Source organism: Citrobacter sp. LJND-P06 (assembly GCF_058188415.1).
On record NZ_CP187317.1, the window covers coordinates 928,380 to 945,275 of the forward strand.

A 16,896-nucleotide genomic window follows, 5' to 3' on the forward strand; every position below is an offset into this window, starting at 1 on the left:
CTAAAAGTAGCTGGATGGCTGCGAAACGAACCGGGAGCACTGTTTATACAGTGCTCCCTTTTTTTATTTGCCCGTCTATAAATGCTATTCTTCGCGCCAGTTTTTCATCAATGAGGTTTTAATCGTGACGACTCATGAACGTGTGCGCCAGCAGTTACATGCGCTTGAAGCGCTGCTGCGTGAACATCAACACTGGCGACTGGACGAACCACAAGCTCACCTGTTTACCAGCACACAGCCTTTTTGTATGGACACCATGGCACCTGTCGAATGGTTGCAATGGGTGCTGATCCCCCGTATGCATGCGTTGATCGACAACGCGCAGCCACTCCCGGACGCCTTTGCTATCGCCCCTTATTACGAAATGGCGCTGGAGGCCGATCATCCGCAGCGCGAGATTCTTCTGCAGGCGTTGCAGGAACTGGATGCGTTGTTCACGAGTGATAAAGCCTGATGCTGGAAATTCTGTATCAGGACGAGTGGCTGGTTGCCGTCAATAAACCCTCCGGTTGGTTAGTTCACCGAAGCTGGCTGGATCGCGATGAAAAAGTCGTGGTGATGCAAACGGTGCGTGACCAGATTGGCCAGCATGTATTTACCGCCCATCGACTCGACAGACCCACCTCCGGCGTACTGCTAATGGGATTATCCAGCGAAGCCGGGCGTCGGCTTGCGCAGCAATTTGAACAGCATCAAATCCAGAAACGTTACCATGCGATTGTCCGTGGCTGGTTAATGGATGATGCTGTACTGGACTACCCGCTGGTCGAAGAGCTGGATAAAATTGCCGATAAGTTTGCCCGCGATGATAAAGGCCCGCAGCCTGCGGTGACGCATTATCGCGGCCTGGCGACCGTCGAAATGCCGGTGGCGACCGGGCGTTATCCCACGACCCGTTATGGTTTAGTCGAACTGGATCCCAAAACCGGTCGTAAGCACCAGCTCAGGCGCCATCTGGCGCATTTGCGCCATCCCATCATTGGTGACAGCAAACACGGCGATTTGCGGCAGAACCGCAGTGCCGCTGAACATTTTGGTTGCCAGAGATTGATGCTCCATGCGAGCCAGCTTGAGCTGACACATCCATTCACTGACGAACCGCTGACGATTCGTGCCGGGCTGGATGCCGCCTGGATGCAGGCATTATCACAGTTTGGCTGGCGCGGACTTCTCCCTGAGAATGAAAGGGTTGAGTTTAGTGAGCTCTCCAGTCAGGATGAGAATCATCAGGTTTAATTCAGGGAGAAAATCGTCATGGCGGAAATTGGTATTTTTGTCGGCACAATGTATGGAAACGCGCTGCTGGTCGCGGAAGAGGCGGAAGCTATCCTCACCGCGCAGGGTCATAACGCTAAAGTGTTTGAAGACCCCGAATTGACCGACTGGCAGCCGTATCTGGATAAAGTCGTTCTGGTGGTGACCTCAACGACCGGTCAGGGCGATCTTCCCGACAGTATTGTGCCGTTGTTTCAGGGCATCAAAGAGAGTCTCGGCTTTCAGCCTAATCTGCGCTATGGCGTGATTGCATTGGGCGACAGTAGCTACACCAATTTCTGTAACGGCGGTAAGCAATTTGACGCGTTATTGCAGGAACAGAGCGCGCAACGCGTGGGAGAAATGTTGCTGATTGATGCTGGTGAACATCCAGAACCCGAAAGCGAATCAAATCCCTGGGTTGAGCACTGGGGCACGTTACTCTCCTGAACCCTGACCCCAATCAGGGTAACACCGTTAGTTTAAGACCGGGATATTCGGGGCGACCGCCGGGTTTGGCGTCCCTCCAGGAACCTAATCCCGGTGTTTCCCCTTATTTATTGACTTAAGTGAACGGTGTTACCTAATGAGGGGACATCCTCTCTTTTTGCCCTTCAAAAAACGTTATGCACCGGACAATGCCTGTGACGTTCAGCTTGCGTGAGCGTTAGGCATCCGCACCAAAAACGGCGGATAACCCCCGTTTTCTTACGGGCATTTTCCTTAGGTCAAGCGACCGTATTCACACTCTCTTCCCTTTCAAGCCTTTGCTGCCAACGTTTCTCCGCCTGGTTTTCATTTCCGTGAAGTGGGTTCCACGGGCTTGGGCTTTTGCCATAAACATACGTAATACGCCGCTAAAATACTGTGTTGTTGCACGGTGAGAGAGTTTTGCATGCTTTTTATACTTCTCCTGCCAGTAATAAGAAATGCAGTACGCAAGCCGAACGGCCTAATAAAAAACGGCAAAAACACGAAACGTCTCTCTGATTCCCTACAGGTTGTGCTGTTCAGAGTGAGCGTGGCTAACGCGAAAATTCAGGAGTGCAACAATGAGTTCATTAAGTCAGGCAGCGAGTAGCGCTGAAAAACGCACCAACGCCCGCTACTGGATAGTGGTGATGCTGTTTATCGTCACATCCTTTAACTATGGTGATCGCGCCACATTGTCCATCGCCGGTACGGGAATGGCCAAAGACATTGGTCTGGACGCCGTCGGAATGGGGTATGTTTTCTCGGCCTTTTCATGGGCCTACGTTATTGGTCAGATCCCTGGCGGCTGGTTGCTTGACCGCTTTGGCTCTAAACGCGTCTATTTCTGGTCCATCTTTATTTGGTCGCTGTTTACGCTGTTACAGGGCTTCGTCGATATCTTTAGCGGCTTTGGCATTATTGTGGCGCTATTCACCTTACGTTTCCTTGTCGGTTTAGCGGAAGCGCCTTCTTTCCCGGGTAACAGTCGGATTGTGGCGGCATGGTTCCCTGCGCAGGAGAGGGGAACGGCGGTGGCGATTTTTAACTCCGCGCAATACTTCGCTACGGTCATCTTTGCGCCCATCATGGGGTGGCTGACCCACGAAGTGGGCTGGTCGCACGTCTTCTTCTTTATGGGGGGACTGGGGATCATCATCAGTTTTGTCTGGTTGAAAGTGATCCATGAACCCAACCAGCATCCTGGCGTGAACCAAAAAGAGCTCGACTACATCGCCGAAGGCGGCGCGCTGATCAACATGGATCACAAAGACAGCAAAGTGAAAGTGCCGTTCAGCGTGAAGTGGGGACAAATCAAGCAGTTGTTGGGTTCACGCATGATGATTGGCGTCTATATTGGCCAATACTGCATCAACGCCCTGACCTACTTCTTCATCACATGGTTCCCGGTTTATCTGGTGCAGGCGCGCGGCATGTCGATTCTGAAGGCCGGATTCGTCGCTTCTGTCCCGGCTATCTGCGGCTTTGTTGGCGGTGTGCTCGGCGGCATTATTTCCGACTGGCTGATGCGCCGTACCGGTTCGCTCAATATCGCCCGCAAAACGCCGATTGTGCTGGGGATGCTGTTGTCGATGGTGATGGTGTTCTGTAACTACGTGAATGTTGAATGGATGATCATCGGCTTTATGGCGCTGGCCTTCTTCGGTAAAGGCATTGGGGCGTTGGGCTGGGCGGTGATGGCAGATACTGCGCCGAAAGAGATCAGCGGCCTCTCGGGCGGTCTGTTCAATATGTTCGGCAACATTTCCGGTATCGTCACGCCGATTGCGATCGGTTATATCGTGGGCACGACCGGTTCGTTCAACGGCGCTCTGATTTATGTGGGCGTTCACGCATTGATTGCGGTACTGAGCTATCTGGTGCTGGTGGGCGATATCAAACGTATTGAGCTGAAACCTGTAACGGGACAATCCTCATGACGACGCAATCCAGCCCCATCGTGACAGACATGAAGGTCATTCCGGTTGCCGGGCATGACAGTATGCTCCTCAATATCGGCGGTGCGCATAACGCCTGGTTTACCCGCAATATTGTGGTGCTAACGGATAACGCCGGGAACACCGGCGTAGGGGAAGCGCCGGGTGGCGAGGTGATTTACCAGACGCTGGTGGATGCTGCCCCGCGGGTTATAGGCCAGCAGGTCGCTCGCTTAAATAACGTGGTTCAGCAGGTACATAAAGGTAATCAGGCCGCGGATTTTGACACCTTTGGTAAAGGCGCCTGGACGTTTGAGCTGCGGGTTAACGCGGTAGCGGCGCTGGAAGCCGCGCTGCTTGACCTGCTCGGCAAAGCGCTCAATGTTCCGGTGTGTGAACTATTAGGGCCAGGCAAGCAGCGTGATGCGGTGACTGTTCTGGGGTATCTCTTCTATGTGGGCGATCGTACAAAGACCGATCTGCCCTATCTGGAGAACACGCCGGGTCACCATGACTGGTATCACCTGCGCCATCAGGAAGCATTAAGCAGCGAAGCGGTAGTCCGTCTGGCACAAGCCTCCCAGGACCGTTACGGGTTTAAAGATTTCAAACTCAAAGGCGGCGTGCTGCCCGGTGAGCAGGAGATTGAAACCGCCCGAGCGCTGAAAAAATGCTTCCCGGATGCGCGTATCACGGTTGATCCCAACGGCGCCTGGCTGCTGGATGAAGCCATCGCGCTGTGTAAAGGATTAAACGATGTTCTCACTTACGCAGAAGATCCGTGCGGTGCGGAGCAGGGCTTCTCTGGTCGCGAAGTGATGGCGGAGTTCCGACGGGCGACCGGGCTGCCAGTGGCGACCAATATGATTGCCACCAACTGGCGTGAAATGGGGCATGCGGTGATGCTGAATTCGGTGGATATTCCGCTTGCCGACCCGCATTTCTGGACGCTCTCTGGCGCAGTCCGGGTGGCACAGTTGTGCGACGATTGGGGGCTGACATGGGGCTGTCATTCCAACAACCATTTTGATATTTCGCTGGCCATGTTTACGCATGTTGGCGCGGCGGCGCCGGGTACACCGACGGCGATCGACACGCACTGGATCTGGCAGGAAGGCGATTGCCGCCTGACGAAACAGCCACTGGAAATTAAAGCCGGAAAAATTGCTGTTCCGGATGCGCCTGGATTAGGCGTAGAGCTGGACTGGGATCAGGTACAGAAAGCGCATGACGCTTACAAAAAACTGCCGGGTGGTGCACGTAATGACGCCGCTCCGATGCAGTACCTGATCCCCGGTTGGACTTTTGACCGTAAACGCCCTGTTTTCGGCCGCCACTGATTCTGAATAAGGACTTAATGATGAATGTACAATTTTCTACCCCGGTCGTGGTTTCTATGCAGATTATCCCGGTGGCCGGTCATGACAGTATGTTGATGAACCTGAGCGGCGCACATGCTCCGTTCTTCACGCGTAATATCGTTATTATCAAAGACAACTCCGGCCACACTGGCGTCGGTGAAATCCCCGGCGGCGAGAAAATCCGCAAGACGCTGGAAGATGCTACCCCGCTGGTGGTGGGCAAAACGCTGGGGGAATATAAAAATGTGCTGAATGCGGTACGCAGTGAGTTTGCCGACCGTGATGCGGGTGGCCGTGGTCTGCAAACCTTTGACCTGCGCACCACTATTCATGTGGTTACTGGGATCGAAGCGGCACTGCTTGATTTGCTCGGACAGCACCTGGGGGTGAATGTGGCCTCCTTGTTGGGCGATGGTCAGCAGCGTAGTGAAGTGGAAATGCTGGGATATCTGTTTTTTGTCGGTAATCGCAAAGCAACGCCATTGCCGTACCAAAGCCAGCCTGATGAGAAATGCGACTGGTATCGTCTGCGCCATGAGGAAGCGATGACCCCGGATGCCGTGGTGCGTCTGGCGGAGGCGGCGTACGAGAAATATGGCTTCAACGACTTTAAACTCAAAGGCGGCGTGCTGGCGGGTGAAGAAGAGGCTGAATCGATTGTGGCCCTGGCAAAACGTTTCCCGCAGGCGCGTGTGACGTTGGATCCGAATGGCGCCTGGTCGCTCAATGAAGCGATCCAGATTGGCAAATACCTGAAAGGATCGCTTGCGTATGCAGAAGATCCGTGTGGCGCAGAACAAGGCTTCTCAGGGCGCGAAGTGATGGCCGAGTTCCGTCGTGCTACGGGGCTGCCGACGGCCACCAATATGATCGCCACCGACTGGCGTCAAATGGGGCATACGCTCTCGCTGCAATCGGTGGATATCCCGCTGGCGGACCCGCATTTCTGGACGATGCAAGGCTCGGTGCGTGTTGCGCAGATGTGCCATGAATTTGGCCTGACCTGGGGCTCACACTCGAACAACCACTTTGATATCTCGCTGGCGATGTTTACCCATGTGGCAGCGGCGGCGCCAGGTAAGATAACGGCTATCGATACGCACTGGATTTGGCAGGAAGGTAATCAACGCCTGACCAAAGAACCGTTTGAAATTAAAGGCGGTATGGTTCAGGTACCGGAAAAACCCGGATTGGGTGTTGAGCTTGATATGGATCAGGTGATGAAAGCGCACGAGTTGTATCAGCAACACGGTCTGGGGGCGCGTGATGACGCAATGGGAATGCAGTACCTGATCCCTAACTGGACGTTCGACAACAAGCGCCCGTGCATGGTGCGTTAAGCAAGGTGCCGGTTCCGTGGGGAACCGGCAGTTTTTATCACCAAACCGAGTGTATGCTTAACGTAGTCAACATGCTAAGGATGCTTTATGAAAATAGTGATCGCGCCGGACTCATATAAGGAAAGTTTGAGCGCTCTTGAAGTGGCGACCGCCATTGAGCAGGGGTTTCGCGAAATCTGGCCTGACGCGGATTACGTGAAGATTCCGGTTGCTGACGGTGGAGAAGGAACGGTCGAGGCCATGGTGGAGGCGACGGCGGGTCGTATTGTTCACGTTAAGGTGACGGGGCCTCTGGGCAAATCTGTTGACGCATTCTACGGTTTGTCTGGCGATGAGCGCTCAGCCTTCATCGAAATGGCCGCTGCCAGCGGTCTGGAACGCGTTCCGCCGGGACTGCGCGATCCGCTAAAAACGACGTCGTGGGGGACGGGTGAGCTTATTCGCCACGCCTTAGATGCGGGTGTCGAACATATCATTATCGGCCTTGGCGGCAGCGCCACCAATGATGGCGGCGCGGGCATGATGCAGGCGCTGGGCGCAAGATTACTGGATTCCCGGCGAAACGAGATAGCGCCGGGTGGCGCGGCGCTGGAGGCACTCGCGCAGATCGATATCAGTCAACTGGATACACGCCTTGCCGCGTGCCGCATTGACGTGGCGTGCGATGTGACAAACCCATTAACCGGAAACGAGGGCGCGTCGGCTGTTTTTGGTCCGCAGAAAGGGGCGACGCCGGAAATGATCGCTCGCCTGGATAAAGCACTGGCGCACTATGCGCAGTTGATTGCCCGCGATCTGGATGTTGATGTCTTTGGACTGGCTGGCGGCGGTGCGGCGGGGGGAATGGGCGCGGCGCTGTACGCGTTTTGTGGCGCTAAATTGCGCAGCGGGATTGAGATAGTGACCGATGCTCTGCATCTGGATGCCTGTGTCATCGATGCAGATTTAGTGATAACCGGGGAAGGGCGTATCGACAGCCAGACGATTCATGGCAAAGTTCCCGTCGGCGTCGCCAGCGTTGCGAAACGCTACAATAAGCCGGTTATCGGCATTGCCGGGAGTTTAACGGCGGATGTCGGTGTGGTGCATCAGCATGGTATTGATGCCGTGTTTAGTGTGATTTATAACATTTGCACACTCGATGATGCGCTGAAAAATGCCGCCGAGAATGTGCGGATGACTGCAAGAAACGTGGCCGCGACCATCAGGTTGGGGCAGCTTCTCCGCTGAGTCTCTGTTGAGACTCGCTTATCTGGCCTGGGCATGTGAGCCATCAGGCCAGATAAGACGCATTGCCATTCAGCCTTAACGTTTTATCCCAACATCTTTTTGGCTTCCCGCGCAACGTTATCCATTTCATCGAGCAGCTCCAAAAGTTCCGGCTCCAGCTCTTCTTCTTTGATTCCGCTACGCAGTTGTTGCTCAATGAACAGACAAAGGCTTTTCATGCGCGGTACGCCGCTATAACCGCAGCTACCGTGCAATTTGTGAATTAAATCAACAAGACCTTCCGGGTTTTCCCCGACCAGTTGTTCTTCAATCTTATTGCGAACTTCCGGCAAAAAGTCGAGCAACATTTGCAGCATATCCCGCGCCAGGGAGGTTTTTCCGGCTGCCTGTCTGAGCGCCAGTTGCCAGTCGAGCGTGGCATTTGGGTTGAAGATAAACTCGACCGGTTCGGGCGCCGGTAATCGGTTTATTACTCCCGTTCCAGGCTTGTAGCGCAGCAGCAGGTTGTAGAGCCTCTCTTCCTCAATCGGTTTAGCCAGATAATCGTTCATTCCCGCACTCAGCAACTTCTCCTTTTGCCCCGCCATGGCATGTGCGGTGACGGCAATCACGGGCGTTTGCTGTTGATGGGGGAGTTGATGAATCAGTTCGCAGGCGCGAATGCCATCCATATCAGGCATCTGAATATCCATCAGGATCAAATCAAACTGCATCTGTTTGGCGCGTTCCACCGCCTGATGGCCGCTGTCGCAAAGCTCGACGTGCTGCACGATATCTTCCAGCAGAGCGCCGATCAGCTTCAGGTTGGCAGGATTATCATCCACCGCCATCACCGACATCGCAATTTTGCTTTCATTAACGGGCAGTAACTCGGTGCTTTGATTCAGATGGCAATATTCGCTCAGTACAGGCAGTAAACGGGTAGAGGTCAGCGGTTTTAACAGACAGGCCGCCGCACCACCCTGTTTGAGCGCTTCTGCGTTGATTTGGGCATGGCAAGGCAGCGCCAGCAGCAGGAATTCGGTCATTGATGCCGCTTTTGCCAGTCTTTCATGCTGCATGGTGAGCGGCTCGCGGAGCGTCACCGGTACGCTCAGCAGCAGAATATCGTAGTGATCGATCGGTAAGGCCGAAAACGTCGGGCTATAAATCACTTCAAGCGGCGTATCATTCAGCAGATCCAGGGTGCATTGCGCGGCGGTGGCATTAGGTTCGACATACGCCAGACGTTTACCCGTCAGACAGCGGGTCGAGGGGCCATCACTGATAACGTTAGGGTTGAGATCGAGATTAATATGGAACCAGAAGGTCGAGCCGCGATTAGGCTGGCTGTGGAATGAGATATCCCCGCCCATTTCATTGACCAGTTTTTGCGTAATCACCAGCCCTAACCCGGTTCCCCCGTGGCGGCGCGAAATGCTGGCGTCAGCCTGGCGGAATGCCTGGAACAACCGCGACTGATCGCGTTCAGGAATCCCGATACCGGTATCGCGGATCTGCACTTCAATTTGCACCTTGGTGTTACTGAGCGCGCGTTTCTCCACCAGAATATCGATATTACCGCTTTCGGTGAATTTAATGGCGTTCCCCACCAGATTGGTGATCACTTGCTGTAAACGCAGCGGATCGCCAATCACGTTGTCCGGCACGTCATTTTTAATATTGAGCGTCAGCTCCAGCCCTTTATCGTGCGAGGAGTGGGCTAAGAGGGTCACAACTTCATCGAGTGCATTACGCAGCGGGAAGGGAATACTCTCCAGTATCAGTTTGCCTGCTTCCAGCTTGGAGAAGTCGAGCACATCATTAATGATCGCCAGCAGATTATTGGCCGAACGTTCGATGGTATTCAGGTGATCGCGCTGGGTTGGGTTTAACTCGGTTTTCAACGTCAGGCGGGTAAAGCCAATCACACCATTGAGCGGGGTACGCAGCTCGTGGGACATGTTCGCCAGAAACTCAGACTTAATGCGCGCGGCCTCCTGGGCGCGTTTTTTCGCCAGGTCCAGCTCAACGTTCTGGATCTCCATCTGCTCCAGCGTTTCACGCAGATCCGAGGTCGCCTGATCAATATTGTGCTGCATCTCTTCGTGATAAGCCGCAAGCGACATCGCCATCGAGTTGATGCCATTTTTCAGCATATCCAGCTCGCCGAGCATGAATCCTTCAACGCGACTGTCGAGTTGCCCACGGCGGATCCGGTCAACGGTATTCACCATATTACGAATAGGGCCGGTAACATCGCGCATCAGCCGCCAGCCGAAAATTAACGCGATGCCGATACAAAACAGCATCATGACGCTGGAAATAAATATTTCTTTGTATTGCTGTAGCCGCACCGAGCGGAGATCGAGTTCCAGCGCCACATATCCCAACATGTTTTTGGTATTTTTGGCGTCGCTCACCGCAGACTCATCCGGCGAATAGCTCTCGGAAATAATGGGTGTGCGAAGGATCATGATATCCCCGTGGCGGGTCACGCTCAGCCTGCGGGGGAACGGTGCGCCAGTGGCGAGCTGCATGTCTGTCGGGTCGAGGTGAAAATTCGAGGTAACGAAAAGCCGATTGTTTTCATCAAAGACCGAAATCGCCCGCACAATATCGGAATGACGGCGATGCAGGACACTGATCAACTGACCGATGGATTCGCGGTTTTGCAGATTCATGCCATATTCGCTGGAGACAGCAAGGGGTTCGATAATGCTGGCACCGGCATCTTCCAGTTGACGCTGCAAGTCGTGATAGCGATGCACGACAAAAAAGATACTGAGCAGTAAACCAATAAGGACAGTCGGTGCCAGGATCAGAATCATCATGCGTGCGCGCAGGCTGTAGTTGGTCATGGAGTTCCGTTATGGGACAATTAGGGTCACACTGTTAAATTGAGAAAAACCTCGTCAATGGCGCAATTCTACTCTGCAAAACGACGCGTGACGACGCGTCAGATCATAACCGTTACAGTCAATGACCTGGATCCCTTTGGTCAGGGCGTTGCTCGCCACAACGGAAAGGCCTTGTTTATCCCGGGATTGCTGCCGCAAGAAAGCGCTGAAGTCGTGATTACCGAAGATAAAAAACAGTACGCCCGCGCCCAGGTTAAACGTCGTCTCAAAGAGAGTCCAGAGCGTGAAACGCCACGCTGTCCGCATTTTGGTATTTGCGGTGGATGTCAGCAACAACATGCCAGCATTGCCCTGCAACAGCAAAGCAAAAGTGCGGCGCTCGCGCGTTTAATGAAAAATGAGGTTTCTGAAGTCATTGCCGGGTCTGCGTGGAATTACCGTCGTCGCGCGCGACTGAGCCTGAACTATCAACCCAAAACACAGCATCTTCAGATGGGATTTCGCAAAGCCAATTCCAGTGACATTGTCGAGGTGATGCAGTGTCCCGTTTTGGTGCCCCAACTTGAGGCTCTGTTGCCCGGTCTTAGGGCATGCCTTGCCGACCTGCAGGCCATTCGCCATCTTGGTCATGTTGAGCTGGTGCAGGCAGAGAACGGCACGCTGATGATCCTGCGTCATACCGGCCCCTTAAGTGCGGCAGACAAAGAAAAACTGGAACGCTTTTCGCATTCTGAGGGACTGTTTCTGTTTCTGGCGCCTCAAAGCGACATACTTGAGCCGATTTCCGGGGAGGCGCCCTGGTACGATTCAAACGGGCTACGCTTAACCTTCAGTCCGCGTGACTTTATTCAGGTTAACGCTGGGGTAAATCAGCTCATGGTCGCGCGAGCGATGGAGTGGCTGGATATCCAACCTCACGATCGCGTGTTAGATCTTTTCTGTGGGATGGGCAATTTTACCCTGCCATTGGCAACGCGCGCCCGTCATGTGGTGGGCGTAGAAGGCGTCCCCGCCCTGGTAGAAAAAGGGCGTGAAAATGCATTGCGCAACGGATTACACAATGTGACATTCTTTCACGAGAATCTCGAAGACGATGTGACTCAGCAGCCGTGGGCGGCTGAAGGTTTCGACAAAATCTTGCTCGATCCTGCTCGCGCTGGGGCTGCAGGTGTGATGCAACATATTATAAAATTGAACCCTGGCCGCATTGTTTATGTATCCTGTAACCCAGCCACGCTGGCTCGTGATAGCGAAGCGTTGTTGAGCGCAGGTTACCAAATTAAGCGGCTGGCGATGCTCGACATGTTCCCGCACACTGGGCACCTGGAGTCGATGGTGTTGTTTGAGCAGTTGTAATGAATTACGGTTTGCTGATCCTGGCAGACCTGGTCCCTTAAGGAGAGGACAATGGTTGCGGTAAGAAGTGCACATCTTAATAAAGCGGGTGAATTTGATCCGAAAAAATGGATCACGAGTCTGGGAATCACCAACCAGCCGTCGTGTGAGCGCTTAGCCGAAACCTGGGCGTACTGCCTGCAACAGACACAGGGACACCCGAATGCGGAGTTGTTGCTGTGGCGCGGCGTGGAGATGGTGGAAATCCTCTCTATGCTGAGTATGGATATCGACACGTTGCGGGCTGCGCTGTTGTTCCCTCTGGCGGATGGTAATGTTGTCAGTGAGGATGTTCTGCGCGAGAGCGTAGGTAAGTCCATCGTCAATCTTATTCATGGCGTTCGCGACATGGCGGCAATCCGCCAGCTTAAAGCGACGCACACCGACTCCGTCTCATCTGAACAGGTTGATAACGTTCGCCGGATGCTGCTGGCGATGGTGGACGATTTCCGCTGCGTGGTGATCAAGCTGGCGGAACGTATTGCGCATCTGCGTGAAGTGAAAGACGCGCCGGAAGACGAACGCGTGCTGGCGGCAAAAGAGTGCACCAACATCTACGCACCGCTGGCAAACCGCTTAGGGATCGGGCAACTGAAATGGGAACTGGAAGATTACTGCTTCCGTTACCTGCACCCGGCAGAATACAAACGCATTGCCAAACTGCTGCATGAACGGCGCATTGACCGTGAGCATTACATCGACGAGTTTGTCGGTCATCTGCGCGCAGAGATGAAGACCGAAGGCGTGAAAGCGGAAGTGTACGGTCGCCCGAAACATATCTATAGCATCTGGCGCAAAATGCAGAAAAAGCAGTTGGCGTTTGATGAGTTGTTCGATGTGCGCGCTGTGCGCATCGTGGCGGAGCGTTTACAGGATTGCTACGCCGCGCTGGGGATTGTGCATACGCACTATCGCCATCTCCCCGATGAGTTTGACGACTACGTCGCCAATCCGAAACCCAATGGTTATCAGTCTATCCATACCGTCGTGCTTGGGCCGGGTGGCAAAACCATCGAAATTCAGATTCGTACCCGCCAGATGCATGAAGACGCCGAACTGGGCGTCGCAGCGCACTGGAAGTACAAAGAAGGCCCCGCGTCGGGGGCGGCGGCGCGCTCTGGCCACGAAGACCGGATTGCCTGGCTGCGTAAACTGATTGCCTGGCAGGAAGAGATGGCCGATTCCGGCGAAATGCTGGACGAAGTCCGTAGCCAGGTCTTTGATGACCGCGTGTATGTCTTTACCCCGAAAGGTGACGTGGTGGACTTGCCCGCAGGATCTACGCCGCTCGACTTTGCTTACCATATCCACAGTGATGTGGGGCACCGCTGCATCGGGGCGAAAATCGGCGGACGCATTGTGCCGTTTACCTATCAGTTGCAAATGGGCGATCAGATAGAAATTATCACCCAGAAGCAGCCGAACCCCAGCCGCGACTGGCTCAACCCGAACTTAGGCTATGTCACCACCAGCCGTGGCCGGTCAAAAATTCATGCCTGGTTCCGCAAGCAAGACCGGGACAAAAACATCCTTGCGGGTCGCCAGATCCTTGACGACGAACTGGAACATTTGGGCATCAGCCTGAAGGAAGCGGAAAAGCACCTGCTGCCTCGCTACAGCTTTAACGAGCTGGATGAACTGCTGGCGGCAATTGGCGGCGGGGATATCCGTCTTAACCAGATGGTGAACTTCCTGCAGTCACAGTTCAATAAACCCAGCGCCGCCGAACAGGATGCCGCCGCACTGAAACAGTTGCAGCAGAAATCGCAGGCGCCGCAGAACCGTCGCAAAGATGATGGTCGTGTCGTGGTCGAAGGTGTCGGGAACCTGATGCACCACATTGCCCGCTGCTGCCAGCCGATTCCGGGCGATGAGATTGTCGGATTTATCACCCAGGGGCGCGGTATTTCCGTGCACCGTGCGGACTGCGAACAACTGACAGAACTGCGTTCCCACGCGCCGGAACGGATTGTGGATGCGGTCTGGGGCGAAAGTTATTCCGCCGGTTATTCGCTGGTTGTGCGTGTTCAGGCCAACGATCGCAGCGGGCTGCTGCGCGACATCACCACCATTCTGGCGAACGAAAAAGTGAACGTACTGGGCGTCGCCAGTCGAAGTGATACTAAGCAACAGCTTGCCACTATTGATATGACCATCGAGATTTACAACCTGCAGGTGCTGGGCCGGGTGCTCGGTAAGCTGAACCAGGTACCGGATGTGATCGACGCCCGTCGTTTGCACGGAAGTTAATTTTATTCTTTAGGCCGGATAAGGCATTCGCCGCTATCCGGCATTTTTTTGCCTGATGACGACGCGATACGTCTTATCAGGCCAACATTGGTTACAACTCTCAGGATCTCACATGAATCAAATCGACCGCCTGCTCGGCATCATGAAGCGTCTGCGTGACCCGGAAAATGGCTGTCCGTGGGATAAAGAGCAAACTTTTGCCACCATTGCGCCGCATACGCTGGAAGAGACTTACGAAGTGCTGGATGCCATTGCCCGCGAAGATTTTGACGATCTGCGTGGTGAATTGGGCGACCTGTTATTTCAGGTTGTGTTCTACGCCCAGATGGCGCAGGAAGAGGGGCGGTTCGATTTTAACGATATTTGCGCCGCCATTAGCGACAAACTTGAACGTCGCCATCCGCATGTGTTTGCCGATGCGTGCGCCAATACCAGCACCGAAGTACTTACCCGCTGGGAGCAGATCAAAACGGAAGAGCGTGCCGACAAAGCACAGCTTTCGGCACTGGATGATATTCCCCGCAGTTTACCGGCATTAATGCGCGCGCAAAAAATCCAGAAACGCTGTTCAAATGTTGGCTTTGACTGGACTACGCTCGGGCCGGTCGTCGATAAGGTTTATGAAGAGATTGACGAGGTCATGTTTGAGGCGCGGCAGGTCGTCGTAGACCAGGCTAAACTGGAGGAGGAAATGGGCGATTTGCTGTTTGCGACAGTCAATATGGCCCGCCATTTAGGTACCAAAGCAGAGACTGCGTTACAAAAAGCGAACGAAAAGTTCGAACGTCGTTTTCGTGAAGTTGAACGCATTGTCGCAGCCCGAGGTCTGGAAATGACTGGGGTAGATTTGGAAACCATGGAAGAGGTCTGGCAGCAGGTAAAACGCCAGGAAATTGATCTCTAAGGGATTTAAGCGGTCAAGGGCGTTTTGTGTGATTCTTTAAATAACAAGCTCTTGATTTGCGTCAAAAACATTTAGCCCAAAGGGGCTATTTTCTCACTCCCAATATTAATGTGAGCCTGATGAAGAGGAGGAATAATGAAAGTTTGTGGCGTACGTCATGTTCGGGTATACTGCTTTCCCGTCTTGGTTATTCCATCGTCTTTTAAACCTAACTTCTCAGGTTCAGCATGACAACGAACTATATTTTTGTGACCGGCGGGGTTGTATCCTCTCTGGGAAAAGGCATTGCCGCAGCCTCCCTCGCAGCCATTCTTGAAGCCCGTGGTCTCAATGTGACCATGATGAAACTGGATCCGTATATCAACGTCGATCCGGGCACTATGAGCCCAATCCAACACGGGGAAGTGTTCGTTACTGAAGACGGCGCTGAAACCGATCTGGACCTGGGGCACTATGAGCGTTTCATCCGCACCAAAATGAGCCGCCGCAACAACTTCACCACAGGTCGTATCTACTCCGACGTTTTGCGTAAAGAACGCCGTGGCGATTATCTTGGCGCAACCGTACAGGTTATCCCGCACATCACCAATGCGATTAAAGAGCGCGTTCTGGCGGGTGGCGAAGGTCACGACGTGGTGCTGGTTGAAATCGGCGGTACCGTCGGTGATATCGAGTCCTTACCGTTCCTTGAAGCGATTCGCCAGTTGGCAGTGGATATCGGTCGTGAACACGCGCTGTTCATGCACCTGACCCTGGTGCCTTATCTGGCCGCGGCCGGTGAAGTCAAAACCAAACCGACTCAGCACTCTGTAAAAGAGCTGCTGTCCATCGGTATTCAGCCTGACATCCTGGTTTGCCGTTCCGACCGTGCGATTCCGGCCAACGAACGTGCAAAAATTGCATTGTTCTGTAACGTGCCAGAAAAAGCCGTTATTTCAATGAAAGATGTCGATTCCATTTATAAAATTCCAGGCCTGTTGAAATCTCAGGGTCTTGACGATTATATTTGTAAACGATTCAGCTTGAACTGTCCGGAAGCAAATCTGTCAGAATGGGAACAGGTTATCTACGAAGAAGCTAATCCGGCAGGTGAAGTCACTATTGGTATGGTCGGCAAGTACATTGAACTGCCGGACGCTTACAAATCAGTGATTGAAGCGCTGAAACACGGTGGCCTGAAAAACCGCGTGACCGTTAACATCAAGCTGATTGATTCGCAGGATGTGGAAACGCGCGGCGTCGAAATTCTGAAAGATTTGGATGCTATTCTTATCCCGGGCGGCTTTGGCTACCGTGGTGTAGAAGGCAAGATCGCTACCGCACGCTATGCGCGTGAGAACAATATTCCTTATCTGGGCATTTGCCTGGGTATGCAGGTTGCGTTGATTGAGTTTGCACGTAACGTCGTCGGTATGGACAACGCCAACTCGACGGAATTTGTGCCAGACTGTAAGTACCCGGTGGTGGCCCTGATTACCGAATGGCGTGACGAAGACGGCAACGTTGAAGTCCGTACCGAAAAAAGCGATCTGGGCGGCACGATGCGCCTTGGCGCGCAGCAGTGTCAGTTGGACGACGAGAGTCTGGTGCGTAAGCTGTACGGTACGCCGACGATTGTTGAACGCCATCGCCACCGCTACGAAGTCAACAATATGCTGTTGAAACAAATTGAAGCTGCGGGTCTGCGCGTTGCAGGCCGTTCCGGTGATGATCAGTTGGTCGAGATCATTGAGGTACCGAATCATCCGTGGTTCGTGGCCTGTCAGTTCCACCCGGAATTTACTTCCACGCCACGTGATGGCCATCCGCTGTTTGCGGGCTTTGTGAAAGCCGCCAGCGAGCATCAGAAGCGTCAGGTGAAGTAAGAGTAAAAAGTTAGAACGGCAACGCGTACCTCAGGTACGCGTTGTTTGT

12 protein-coding genes are annotated in these 16,896 nt (G+C 53.7%); 11 read left to right on the forward strand and 1 reads right to left on the reverse strand.

Annotation, left to right across the window (positions count from 1 at the left end; translation table 11 throughout):
• Positions 1–124 precede the first annotated feature (124 nt).
• The 7 genes from ACO7SM_RS04425 (at position 125) to ACO7SM_RS04455 (ending at position 7,593) form a co-directional block, all read left to right on the forward strand.
• Positions 125–454, forward strand: coding sequence for a YqcC family protein (locus ACO7SM_RS04425; protein ID WP_490469856.1), 330 nt, complete (start codon positions 125–127; stop codon positions 452–454).
• Complete coding sequence (gene truC, locus ACO7SM_RS04430) at positions 454–1,236, forward strand: tRNA pseudouridine(65) synthase TruC (protein WP_490469857.1); 783 nt, start codon at positions 454–456, stop codon at positions 1,234–1,236. The genes ACO7SM_RS04425 and truC overlap by 1 nt, the downstream gene beginning before the upstream one ends.
• An 18-nt stretch (positions 1,237–1,254) precedes the next feature.
• Positions 1,255–1,704: a flavodoxin gene (locus ACO7SM_RS04435; protein ID WP_203360172.1), complete on the forward strand. Its 450-nt coding sequence runs from the start codon at positions 1,255–1,257 to the stop codon at positions 1,702–1,704.
• Positions 1,705–2,306: 602 nt separating this feature from the next.
• Entirely contained in the window at positions 2,307–3,665 is a 1,359-nt protein-coding gene (gudP, locus tag ACO7SM_RS04440) for a galactarate/glucarate/glycerate transporter GudP (RefSeq protein WP_490469858.1), read from the forward strand.
• Positions 3,662–5,002 (forward strand): enolase C-terminal domain-like protein, encoded by a 1,341-nt coding sequence (locus ACO7SM_RS04445; RefSeq protein WP_490469859.1) that lies wholly within the window; start codon positions 3,662–3,664, stop codon positions 5,000–5,002. The genes gudP and ACO7SM_RS04445 overlap by 4 nt, the downstream gene beginning before the upstream one ends.
• A 20-nt stretch (positions 5,003–5,022) precedes the next feature.
• A complete protein-coding gene (gene gudD / locus ACO7SM_RS04450; protein WP_490470863.1) occupies positions 5,023–6,363 on the forward strand; it encodes a glucarate dehydratase in 1,341 nt (446 codons plus the stop codon).
• An 87-nt stretch (positions 6,364–6,450) separates the two neighbouring features.
• Complete coding sequence (locus ACO7SM_RS04455; RefSeq protein ID WP_490469860.1) at positions 6,451–7,593, forward strand: glycerate kinase; 1,143 nt, start codon at positions 6,451–6,453, stop codon at positions 7,591–7,593.
• An 83-nt stretch (positions 7,594–7,676) separates the two neighbouring features.
• Here ACO7SM_RS04455 and barA read toward each other — a convergent pair whose 3' ends face one another.
• Positions 7,677–10,433 carry a two-component sensor histidine kinase BarA gene (gene barA, locus ACO7SM_RS04460; protein ID WP_490469861.1) on the reverse strand — a complete coding sequence of 919 codons (2,757 nt, stop codon included), beginning with the start codon at positions 10,431–10,433 and terminating at the stop codon, positions 7,677–7,679.
• A gap of 57 nt (positions 10,434–10,490) precedes the next feature.
• On the opposite strand from barA, the gene rlmD reads away from it, so the two are divergent.
• The 4 genes from rlmD (at position 10,491) to pyrG (ending at position 16,847) form a co-directional block, all read left to right on the forward strand.
• On the forward strand, positions 10,491–11,789 hold the full coding sequence (rlmD, locus tag ACO7SM_RS04465; RefSeq protein WP_490469862.1) for a 23S rRNA (uracil(1939)-C(5))-methyltransferase RlmD: 1,299 nt from the start codon (positions 10,491–10,493) through the stop codon (positions 11,787–11,789).
• Positions 11,790–11,840: 51 nt separating this feature from the next.
• The gene (relA, locus tag ACO7SM_RS04470) at positions 11,841–14,078 is read left to right on the forward strand and encodes a GTP diphosphokinase (protein WP_490469863.1); all 2,238 of its coding nucleotides are present in this window, start codon (positions 11,841–11,843) and stop codon (positions 14,076–14,078) included.
• 112 nt (positions 14,079–14,190) lie between these two features.
• Complete coding sequence (gene mazG, locus ACO7SM_RS04475) at positions 14,191–14,982, forward strand: nucleoside triphosphate pyrophosphohydrolase (protein WP_203360177.1); 792 nt, start codon at positions 14,191–14,193, stop codon at positions 14,980–14,982.
• A 227-nt stretch (positions 14,983–15,209) separates the two neighbouring features.
• The gene (gene pyrG / locus ACO7SM_RS04480; RefSeq protein ID WP_490469864.1) at positions 15,210–16,847 is read left to right on the forward strand and encodes a glutamine hydrolyzing CTP synthase; all 1,638 of its coding nucleotides are present in this window, start codon (positions 15,210–15,212) and stop codon (positions 16,845–16,847) included.
• Positions 16,848–16,896: the final 49 nt, after the last annotated feature.

Bases quoted from the DNA above. Each gene is read 5' to 3' on its own strand.
- truC (WP_490469857.1), top strand. From the start codon at position 454: ATGCTGGAAATTCTGTATCAGGACGAGTGGCTGGTTGCCGTCAATAAA.
- ACO7SM_RS04435 (WP_203360172.1), top strand. From the start codon at position 1,255: ATGGCGGAAATTGGTATTTTTGTCGGCACAATGTATGGAAACGCGCTG.
- gudP (WP_490469858.1), top strand. From the start codon at position 2,307: ATGAGTTCATTAAGTCAGGCAGCGAGTAGCGCTGAAAAACGCACCAAC.
- ACO7SM_RS04445 (WP_490469859.1), top strand. From the start codon at position 3,662: ATGACGACGCAATCCAGCCCCATCGTGACAGACATGAAGGTCATTCCG.
- gudD (WP_490470863.1), top strand. From the start codon at position 5,023: ATGAATGTACAATTTTCTACCCCGGTCGTGGTTTCTATGCAGATTATC.
- ACO7SM_RS04455 (WP_490469860.1), top strand. From the start codon at position 6,451: ATGAAAATAGTGATCGCGCCGGACTCATATAAGGAAAGTTTGAGCGCT.
- barA (WP_490469861.1), bottom strand. From the start codon at position 10,433: ATGACCAACTACAGCCTGCGCGCACGCATGATGATTCTGATCCTGGCA.
- rlmD (WP_490469862.1), top strand. From the start codon at position 10,491: ATGGCGCAATTCTACTCTGCAAAACGACGCGTGACGACGCGTCAGATC.
- relA (WP_490469863.1), top strand. From the start codon at position 11,841: ATGGTTGCGGTAAGAAGTGCACATCTTAATAAAGCGGGTGAATTTGAT.
- mazG (WP_203360177.1), top strand. From the start codon at position 14,191: ATGAATCAAATCGACCGCCTGCTCGGCATCATGAAGCGTCTGCGTGAC.
- pyrG (WP_490469864.1), top strand. From the start codon at position 15,210: ATGACAACGAACTATATTTTTGTGACCGGCGGGGTTGTATCCTCTCTG.